Consider the following 10,200-nt stretch of genomic DNA (forward strand, 5'->3'; position numbering starts at 1 on the left):
TTTCCCTTATTATCGTTCTAAGAACATTCTATCGTATTTCTCCCGAAAAATCAATAGGTTTTTGTGCTTTTTAATTCTTTTGGCATAAAAAAAGCTCCGACACGAGGCCGGAGCTTTTAATATCAGTTTTTACTTTATGAGACCAATGCCCCAGATCGTGAAGCTGCCGCTTCCTGAGATAGAAACGTCAAGATCACCTGTTGTATTCTGGTAGTAGCCGAGCTCTGCATCGGGACCGCCCCAGGTGTACTGCTTGTTGCCGTTGACCTTTGTGGTCTTGCCGTTTACAGTAACATCTATGCTGCCCATACCCGAGCTGTTAGCCTTGAATACGATTATAAGGCCCTTGCCCTGTGTCTTGAACTTCATCGGACTGCCGCCGTTGAGAGTGTAAGAGTAAGGCAGTGAGTTATAGCCTGTACCTGCTGACCATGAACCCGCATTGAAGTTATCAAGAGTCTTGGGATCAACGTTTACGCAGTTTGCGTACTCAGCACCGTATACATAGCTTGTGGGCTGTGTGTAGGAAGTCTTGAGGTTCTCGCTCCTGAGAGCCTGACGAACGAAATATGACATACAATCAGCTATAAGCTGTCCGCCCTTCTGATGAGGATGATACTCGTCCGAGTAGTAATCACTCGTCTTGAGGTAGCCGCTGTTGAATGCCTTTGTGAGAGCATCGTCCATACTGATTACAGGAATATCAAAGTTCTTGCCGATAGGATACATCTGGCTCTGGCTTGAGAAACCGCCCTGTGCACGGGTTATAAGAACGCATACAGCAGGCTCGTTAGGCATATCAAGGAACTTCTTGATGCAACTCTCGAAGCACTTCTTGTACATGATATCCTCATGATCGTTAACTGAGAATTCAAGGAAGATAATATCAGGATTCTTAGCCACGATATCCTTCTCGCTGCGGACAAGACCTACAACAGAAGATGTACCTGACATACCTGCGTTAACTTCTGTAAACTTGCCCTTTGCAAATGTTGTCTGGAGATATTTGGAGAATGGTGTTGTATAGTTCTTACCCTCTGTGATCGAACCGCCGAGGTAAGCAACTGTAAGAGACTCGCCGTTTTCAGCTGCTGTGAGCTTCTTTGCAAGTCTGTATGTATTGCCCATATGCTTTATGGAGCTTTTATAGAATTCGATATCCTTTGCAGAAGCAGTCTCCTGATAGTTGTCCCACTTGCTGGTATCGATCTGAGGCTCGGGAGGAACGACTACCTCAGGCTCAGGCCATTCTGTGATAAGCCTGAGAATGAATTTCTTGATGTTGACAAGGTCAGCGACCTCAAACTTACCGTTCTGGTCAACATCGGCTGCCTTAAGGGAAGCACCTGTCAGATCCCCCTTTATGATTGCCTTTCTTGCAGCTATCATATCAAGTGAATCAATAACGCCGTCAAAGTTTACATCTCCGAGAATAACCTGCTTGGGAGGATCTGCGCCCTTTATGACAGTTCCCTCGGGAGCGCCTACAGCCTCATCAAAGAAGAAGCTGATAAAGTCGGAATCATTTTCATCTGTCTCAATGTAGATGTGGAGATCCGAAGCGCCTGCGGGGATGGTATAGCTGGGATTTGCAAGCTGTACCCATTCGCCCTTGGGTACAGTTGCCGAAGCGATATGGTCGTACTTTGTAGTAGTACCGTCACTGTACTGGAGCGAAAGCTGGAAAGTCTGTTCTGCAGGGCCGCTGTTGTACATTACGTTGCCTGCAAAGCTGTAAGCCGTACCGGGAACAAAAGTCCTTGAGCTGAGTGACTTTACAGCGCCGTTCCAAGTAGCTGATCTGCCTGAAATACTCAGAGCGCCTGTGCCTTCCATGCCCTTGCCGGCAGCTGTCTCAACGGTTTCGCTTGCTCTTCCTGTCCAGCTTGCTGTACTGCTGTCGAATGTATCATGGAAATAATATCCGTCATCATCAACAGTCTTTGAAGGATCCTCGCCGCCGCCTTCGCTTGAAAGAACGAAGGTAGTAACGCTGTTTCCGGGAAGTGAAGCCGAGAAGCTCGTGCCGTTCGATGTAAGTTCCTTCTTGGCTAAATTTGCATTAGCGGATGTTGTGTAGCTGTCTATATACTTGATATCCTCGCCGCTTGCCATCTGGAAATCCTGATTTACGGCATTGCTGCCCTTGTTTATAGCAACGACGGCGATCTTTCCATCAGTATTCTTGTATGCAGAAACCAGTATATTGCTGTTGGGCTGCTCTGTAACACCTATACGAACAGCACCGGGACGTACCCACTTTGAGTACTGTGCCATGCAGTATCCGCGCTTACTGATATTGCCGTTCTCCTTCATAGGACCGTAAGATCTTCTGATGTACCACCATACATAAGCGTTCAGATTACCTACTACAAGACCATCATGGATATTTTCAGCGACCTTAAGTGCCTGGGGATATGTATCCGCATCTGAATTTGAATCAGGAACGTATACCTCAGTCATCCAGATGTCCTTGCCGCAGTTTTCAAGTGACGGAAAATCCATCTGACCGCGCTGTGTACCGTAGAAGTGAGTACCGAAAAGGTCGGTATTCGCCATAGCCTGGCTGTTTCCGAGGATAGCATTGTAGATATCCTTCTTGTACTGGAAGCTCTCGGGAGACATGAGCTTTACATTGGTGCCCTGTTTAACTGCTTTACCGTACTGAGCAATAAACGAAGCAAGGTCATTTGGGCTCCAGTATGTCCACTCCTCAGCATAGTCAGGCTCATTCTGGATGGATACGGAATAAAGATCGATTCCCTGTCCTTCCATATACTTGCAGTAGCTGTTTAGATGCGCTGCATACTCTGCCCACTTGTCCTTCTTGAGCTGATACTTTCCGCCTGCAAGTCCGCCGTTTACAGTATTTCGGATTGCAGCAGGAGGATTCCACGGTGAAGCAAATACTGTTGCACCGAGCGCCTGAGCTCTCTTTGCTGTGGGAACAGCTCTGCTCCATGCATTTGAATCATCACTGACATAGATTCGCAGGATAGTGAAGCCAAGCTCGTCATCACCGTTACCGAATGCTTTCTGCACCTGGGCATCGGTCATATCGCCCTGTGTAATCCATTCGGGAAGGTTGATTCCGCCGAAGCCCCTGATGGTCTGATAAACGTCTGTTGTGTCGATCATCGCTGCGCCGGCCGCAGAAGCTGTCAGTGGAGCAGATCCGGAAAACGCTGCCGTACCTGACACCAGAAGTGCCATCGAAGTCACAGCAGACAGGAGTTTTCCGAAAATGTTTGTTGTTTTCATTAACATCACTCCTTAAAATAAATTCAAAATTATCCATCATTATTATACTGTGCTGTTTTAAATAAAGCAACCTACTTTTTACATAACAGGTGGACATTCCGAAGATAGATTGATATTTCGGCGCTTTATACATCATTATAAGAGCAAAACTATGCAACTTTGACAATTAACCGATTAAATTACTGCTCGGCTATAATTTAATCAATATGTACACAAAACGCACAGTAAATACTGGATAAATTATAACTTATTTCCAAAGAAAAGTCAAGAAAAAAAACGGTCATTAAATAGCATTTTCGTGTCGTAAAAATCCGCGGACTTCTCAGAAAATGTGAATATCCGCGGATTTGTATGACATTTTACATTTATTGCTGTTTCTGACCACTTATTGCTAAATAATAATTTCAACACAGTTTTCAGGTGCTTTATCTTATTTAATTGCATTATTTTTACACAAACGCCAGTAGCATGATAATGTCATTCATTGATCTTGACTGCAAGCTCCACGGCATGATAGGCTCCGTCATATATACCGGCCTTTTTCGCAGTGATAATATGTTTACACATTTGCTCAATTATATCACCGTTGTTCTGTATAAGCTCTATTATTGAGGCTGTCTCGGCAACTGTTTCACACTCATATGTTCCGTCGCCTACCTCGGCAGAACGGATCGCTCCCCATGCCTCATGGCCGCCCACACGCTTTATCATAAGCTTGGGTACTGGATAAAATGCAAGCTCACTTGGCTTGGTTATCAGGATATCGGTACACCGCATAAGCAGATTCGTTGAATATACCGCGGCAAATATATCCGAATGGCAGAAGGAATGTATTCCCTTGACCTCTCCGCCGTGTATCTCGCGGCAGAAAGCGGCTGTCTCCCTGAAATTATCGGGATGTTCCGTGAGAAATCCCTTCATCCGCGGCACTTCTTCTATAAGGCTCCTGAGCACATTCGCATGATCTCCGACATTTATGAACAATGCAGCCCTGCCTGCTTTTATATCAGGAAGGAGCCTGCATATCACGGCCGCAAATATCTCCTTCTGAGCTCCCGCTCCTCCCACTGACATAAGCCAGCGTTTGGTCTTTCCACCTGCTGCTCGATATGCTCTTTTTATACAGTCCTTTTCGATATTTCTCACAAGCTCGTGGTCTATATAATGTCCCGTATAAACCACAGCTTCCTTTGGCATCGGTTTGAGACTGCGTTCCTTATCCATGCCCCTCAGTGCACGATAGCCAAGATACGCAGAAGGCGTCTGTACAGTGTGTACTGCTCCCTCGGAAAGGTGCAGAGCCATAGGCCAGTTGTCGGGGATAACATTTACCACATGGGTGAGGCCTGCATGGACAGCTGCCTGTGACGGCCAGACATGAGTTGCTATAAATGGTATATCCTTTGGTATATCGCGTAATACTGCCGTCATAAGCTCTGCTGCCTTCTGATCCGAGCTGTTATAGGTGAGCTTTCTGAACCCCTCACTGTTTAAGGGATCCCATACCAGACGGTTGAAAAGCTTTGATCTCTGCGACAAACGGGAACCAAGCGAATACAGCCCGTTCTGGCTTGCTATTATCTTTCCACAGGTTGTCCCGCCGAAAGAATGAAGATCGAACCAGTAGGGCTCATAACCCATGGAATGTGCTGCCGATGCTATTGCCATGGATATTCTGTAATGCCCGAAACCCATACGTATATTGCCGATTATTAAGCTCTTTTCATTGAATCTGCATCCGCTCTCCCTGCTGAGTACCAGCTGCTTTACTCCCAGTATCTTTCCGACAGAAGGAGCATCCTTTACGGAAAGGTGATAAATCTTGTCGGTATCGTCGCCGTATTTGCGGATAATCTTTGCCTTGTTCCTGACCGCCTTTTTATATGCTTTAGCTGAGATCTCATTTCCGAAAATAATCCTTGATCTTTCCATAAAAGCGCTTCCTCCTCTTGACAAAGTATACAAAATATGTTAAAATTGTTTAAAGCATTGATAGATTATCTATCATTTGGGTATAGTCTATCATAAAAAAGGAGGTTTGTCAAGTGAAAAATGTAATCAATCAGGATACTGCAAAAAACAAACGGTTCGAGAAGGCTGTTGAAGTATGTGCTCAGCTCTACCTCAAAAACGGCATCGACGCAGTCAAGATGACTGACATTGCTGCAGAAAGCGGCATCGGCGTGGCTACTCTCTACCGCTGGTTCGGAACAAAAAACGCTGTAACCATCGCTGCAATGACCTATATGTGGAATGAACTGAATAAAATGTTCAGCGGCATATTTGAGTCTGACATCTTCCTCTCACAGCCGGGCATAAAGCAGCTCAACGACCTGATGAGAATGTTTATCGTCCTTTATCAGGCACATCCCGGTTTCATGCGACTCCTCTCTGAATTTGATCTTCTGCTTATCTCAGAGAATATCCCCAAAAAGGAACTCAAGGAGTACGAAAGATCCATAATCAACTTCTTTCCCATATTCGAAAAGTCCTATATGATCGGTATCGCCGACGGTACAGTACGTGAGATACCGGATCTAAAGTTGTTTTATCTCTCATTTGCCCATTCCCTTATGGAGCTGAGCAAAAAACTGATACAAGGTGAGCTTCTTCCGAATGACGATTTTTCTCATGCCGAGGATGAACTTGGCATGATAATCGAGACTGCTGTTTCCTACCTCAGAAAGGGGTGAGAATATGGAGACAAAAAAGACAGCTTCCAATAAAGTATTATGGATATTTGCTGTCGGTCAGCTGGGCTGGTCCATGCTTGCAGGTATTATTACCAACTGGCTTGTCTTTTTCTATCAGCCAAACCAGGACGAGCTCGCAAAAGGACAGATCCTATTCCTGCCTAAGATCACATTCTTCGGTCTGACGATAATAGGTCTCATCACAGCCGTAGGACGTATCTTCGACGCTGTCACCGATCCCCTTATCGCAGGCTTCTCTGATTCCATGAAACATAAGCTCGGCAGACGCATACCCTTTATGCGCTTTGCCGCAGTCCCCTTCGGCGTTGTTACCGTGCTCATATTCTTTACGCCTTTTGAAGCGGAATCCATGAACAATGCCATTCTGCTGTTTATATTTGCAATGCTGTTCTACTTCTGCATGACCTGCTACTGCACTCCCTACAACGCACTTATCCCTGAGCTCGGCAGAACTCAGAACGCTCGTATCAACCTTTCCACCTTTATTTCCGTTACATATTTCTTCGGTACTGCCATTGCATATCTCGTTCCCAATATTGCAGGCCTTTTCCTTACAAAATTAGGATATGCCGCAAGCTACAGGATAACAATCGCCATTATTGCAGCGATAGCTGTAATATGTATGCTCATACCGTCATTCCTCATAGACGAGAACCTGTATGCTGATACCACTCCCACAAAAAGCTCAGCCTTCCGTTCCCTGCTTTCAACCATCAAAAATAAGGAGTTTCTCATATTTGTATGCTCCGATATCCTTTACTGGATCGGTCTCACTCTCTTCCAGACAGGTCTTTCCTTCTATATCACCGTACTTCTGGGAATGTCTCCCTCTATGACTTTCCCGCTTTTTGCGGTAATGACAGCGGTATCACTTATATTCTATCCCCTTGTAAATATATTCTCAAAAATGCTCGGCAAGAAGAAACTGATAGCATTTGCCTTCCTTTTCTTCTCTTTTACTTTCTTTATCACCTCAGCTGCAGGTTACATAAGCATACCTCCCATGATTTACGGAGTCGCAATAGCTGTGCTCGCTGCTGTTCCAATGGCTATACTTGGAATACTGCCGCAGGCTGTGGTCGCTGATATTTCAGAGGCTGACAAGGTTGATACAGGAGAAAGCCGTCAGGGGATGTTCTACGCTGCAAGAACCTTCGCTTTCAAGCTCGGTCAGTCACTGGCAATGCTGATGTTCACGAGTATGGCAACTATAAAAGCTAATGTTCCAAAGGGAGAAAAATACTATGGTCTGGGCTATCGCTGTACCGCTCTCCTTGCAGCTGTGCTGTGTCTGCTTGGCGGTCTGGTATTCCTGCAATACAATGAGAAAAAAGTTATTTCCCAAATAGAGGAGGAGCAGAAAAATGCTTAAATTCCGATCTGTAAAATTCCTTTACGAGGACGGCAGCGACGACTTCATGGCCGTCACTTCAAGCTCCCTCAGAAACGACAGAATGAACCTTGATATTGCTGTAAACGGTGATGTTTTCTCGGTTTATGTGACCTCCAACAATGAGATAACCATCCGCAAGCTCTGTGCGGTGTTTGAATATGAATTCAGCGATGAACAGCGTATATTCCTCAACGGATATCAGTCCTGGACAGATTCCGCCGAGCACAGAATAAACGATAAGATACGAGGCATAAGCCATATTCCCTGCGCTATAAGAGAAAAATATGCCTTTTCACAGTACGGGGACTACAATTTCAGTTCCTACGGTGATGATATGCACGGCTGGTCATACGGATATGTTAGAAAAGGCGATAATTACTCGTTCATAGGCTCGCTTTCTGAAAATACAGGCTTCTCTCAGATAATCACTCAGCCCGAAAAAGGACTTATTTCCATTGAAAAGGACTGCAGCGGACTTGAAGTCAACGGCGAATGGTGTGCCATGAAGGTGCTCCTTACCGAAGGCAGTGAAAATGAAGTCTTCGACCTTTACTTCGCCATGCTCGGTATAACACCGAGAAAAGCAGAGCCTGTGTTCGGCTATACGAGCTGGTACGGCCACTATCAGGATATCAACGAAGATATCATAAGCGAGGATCTCCTCGGACTGAACGCTCTGACACTAAAAGCCGATGTCTTTCAGATAGATGACGGCTGGCAGATCGCTGTCGGTGACTGGCTTTCCGTAGATGAAGACAAATTCCCGCATCTGATGAAAAAAGCTGCCGGGGATATAAAAAAAGCAGGTCTTATCCCAGGAATATGGCTTGCCCCATTTGTATGCGAGGAAGATTCCGAACTGTTCAGGACGAAAAAAGAATGGCTCCTGACCGATGAAAAGGGTTATCCCGTAAAAGGCGGATCAAACTGGAGCGACTTCTATGCTCTTGACATTTATCATCCCCAGGTACGGGAATACATAAAAAGAGTACTGCGTACTGCTGTTGATGACTGGGGCTACGGACTCCTGAAGCTTGATTTCCTATACGCTGCCTGCCTCATGCCGAGAAAAAACAAAACCCGCGGTCAGGTAATGTCTGAAGCTATGGACTTCCTCAGAGAATGTGCTGCCGACACCATGATACTCGCCTGCGGAGTTCCGCTTGCCTCTGCATTTGGCAAGGTGGAATACTGCCGTATCGGCTGCGATGTCAGTCTGGACTGGAACGACAAGCCTCATATGCGTCTTATGCACAGAGAAAGGATAAGCACAAGAAATTCTCTGTTGAATACGGTATTCCGCCGTCAGCTGGACGGACGGGCTTTTCTCAATGATCCTGATGTATTTCTTCTGCGCCCCTGCAATAATTCACTATCCGATGAGCATAAAAAATGCCTTGCGGAAATAAATGCAATGATGGGAAGCGTTCTTTTTACTTCGGATAATTTCTATGACTATACCGACGAGGAAATCAAGGAGCTTTCCAAGATCATGCAGATACGCGATGCCGAGGTCATATCAGCAGACTTTGACGATGATATTCTGACACTTAGGTTTTCGGTAAAAGGCAAAAAATACATAAAAAAATATAATATGTAGCTATCAGGCTTCTGATCAGGAGCAAGAATACAAAAAAGCGGTCTTCTCGTTGGAAGACCGCATGTTTAAGACTCATAATGTCGATTTATGTCGTTTTTTGTCGGCTTTATAAGATAAAATCTTTTAAGAGGTGATTTTTTTGAATGAAAAGAACTCCTTAAGAAAATACGTGATCTCGGTCATATGCTCCGCCGTCGTCATTGCATCTGCCGCATTCTGCTTCCGCGCAAATGATACAAAACAGAATACATCAACAATTATTATAGAAAGTAACCGAAGCATCACAGCTAAAGTCACTACGGTAAGCTCGGCCGAAAATAAAAAGTCACCTCAAACAACTATAAAGACAACCAAAGCAAGAAATACCCGTACTCAGAAAACTACCGATGTCAGCAATAAAACTAACAATGACGAATACGTATATATAGATATTAACACTGCAGATGCAGAGCAGCTTATGCAGCTGAACGGTATAGGTGAAGTTCTGGCGGAAGAAATAATGAAATACCGCGAGGAAAACGGAAGCTTCCGAAATATTGAGGAGATCATGAATGTCAGTGGCATTGGCAGCGGAATTTTCAATAAAATACAGGAGCATATCTATGTGAATGATCCTGTCTACGAATACTCCGAGAAAAACGAACCTATAGAAACTCAAGAAGCAGAACCTGAGACAGATACTCTCACCGAGCATATAATGACACTCGAAGAAGCTGCACCTATCAATATAAACAGTGCTGATGCAGAGCTTCTTCAGCTGCTGCCGCACGTAGACGCCGAAACAGCTGATAAGATACTTATTTTCCGTCAGCAGTCGGGCGGTTTCAAGAATGAATATGAGCTTCTACTAATAGAAGGGCTTTCCCGCAGTGAGGTTGACGATATTCTTCCCTATGTAAGCATTACAGAAAAAAGCGAATCAGCTGACAGCAGCAATACAGAATAATGGTTTTGTATAAAAAAGATCTCCCGAACAGTATCCGTTTTTTCCTCTGTCCGGGAGACTTTTTTATTCATGATATCTTCGCCATAAAAGCAAAAAAGCCCGATTAATCGGACTCATTTGCTAATGACATTTTCATACATGCCAGCAATGGTGGGCCATTAGGGACTCGAACCCCAGACCGTCCGGTTATGAGCCGGATGCTCTAACCAACTGAGCTAATGGCCCTATAACAGTTATCGGAAGCTTCTTTAGCTTCCGATAGCATATATAGTGTCGGCACTGATCC

Annotated in this window: 6 protein-coding genes and 1 tRNA gene; 4 read left to right on the forward strand and 3 right to left on the reverse strand. The window is 45.0% G+C overall.

What is annotated here, in order from left to right:
- Window positions 1–129: 129 nt before the first annotated feature.
- On the reverse strand, window positions 130–3,261 hold the full coding sequence (locus tag RF007C_RS09815; protein ID WP_037299436.1) for a carbohydrate binding domain-containing protein: 3,132 nt from the start codon (window positions 3,259–3,261) through the stop codon (window positions 130–132).
- A 477-nt stretch (window positions 3,262–3,738) separates the two neighbouring features.
- Entirely contained in the window at window positions 3,739–5,193 is a 1,455-nt protein-coding gene (locus RF007C_RS09820; protein ID WP_037299438.1) for a DUF6937 domain-containing protein, read from the reverse strand.
- A gap of 113 nt (window positions 5,194–5,306) precedes the next feature.
- Between RF007C_RS09820 and RF007C_RS09825 the strand changes: the two genes are divergently transcribed.
- The 4 genes from RF007C_RS09825 to RF007C_RS17490 all read left to right on the forward strand — a co-directional run bounded on the left by RF007C_RS09825 (window position 5,307) and on the right by RF007C_RS17490 (window position 9,914).
- Window positions 5,307–5,954: a TetR/AcrR family transcriptional regulator gene (locus RF007C_RS09825; RefSeq protein ID WP_037299442.1), complete on the forward strand. Its 648-nt coding sequence runs from the start codon at window positions 5,307–5,309 to the stop codon at window positions 5,952–5,954.
- A gap of 4 nt (window positions 5,955–5,958) precedes the next feature.
- Entirely contained in the window at window positions 5,959–7,347 is a 1,389-nt protein-coding gene (locus RF007C_RS09830; protein ID WP_037299444.1) for an MFS transporter, read from the forward strand.
- Window positions 7,340–8,968, forward strand: coding sequence for a glycoside hydrolase family 36 protein (locus RF007C_RS09835; protein WP_037299447.1), 1,629 nt, complete (start codon window positions 7,340–7,342; stop codon window positions 8,966–8,968). The genes RF007C_RS09830 and RF007C_RS09835 overlap by 8 nt, the downstream gene beginning before the upstream one ends.
- Window positions 8,969–9,107: 139 nt before the next feature.
- Complete coding sequence (locus RF007C_RS17490) at window positions 9,108–9,914, forward strand: ComEA family DNA-binding protein (RefSeq protein WP_051456614.1); 807 nt, start codon at window positions 9,108–9,110, stop codon at window positions 9,912–9,914.
- A gap of 148 nt (window positions 9,915–10,062) precedes the next feature.
- Here RF007C_RS17490 and RF007C_RS09845 read toward each other — a convergent pair.
- Window positions 10,063–10,139: transfer RNA gene (locus RF007C_RS09845), tRNA-Ile, on the reverse strand.
- Window positions 10,140–10,200 lie beyond the last annotated feature (61 nt).

The organism is Ruminococcus flavefaciens 007c, assembly GCF_000571935.1.
Lineage (GTDB): Bacteria > Bacillota > Clostridia > Oscillospirales > Ruminococcaceae > Ruminococcus > Ruminococcus flavefaciens_F.

What these genes read in the sequence shown, in the direction of transcription:
- RF007C_RS09815 (WP_037299436.1), bottom strand. Translation starts at nt 3,261, where the DNA reads ATGAAAACAACAAACATTTTCGGAAAACTCCTGTCTGCTGTGACTTCG.
- RF007C_RS09820 (WP_037299438.1), bottom strand. Translation starts at nt 5,193, where the DNA reads ATGGAAAGATCAAGGATTATTTTCGGAAATGAGATCTCAGCTAAAGCA.
- RF007C_RS09830 (WP_037299444.1), top strand. Translation starts at nt 5,959, where the DNA reads ATGGAGACAAAAAAGACAGCTTCCAATAAAGTATTATGGATATTTGCT.
- RF007C_RS09835 (WP_037299447.1), top strand. Translation starts at nt 7,340, where the DNA reads ATGCTTAAATTCCGATCTGTAAAATTCCTTTACGAGGACGGCAGCGAC.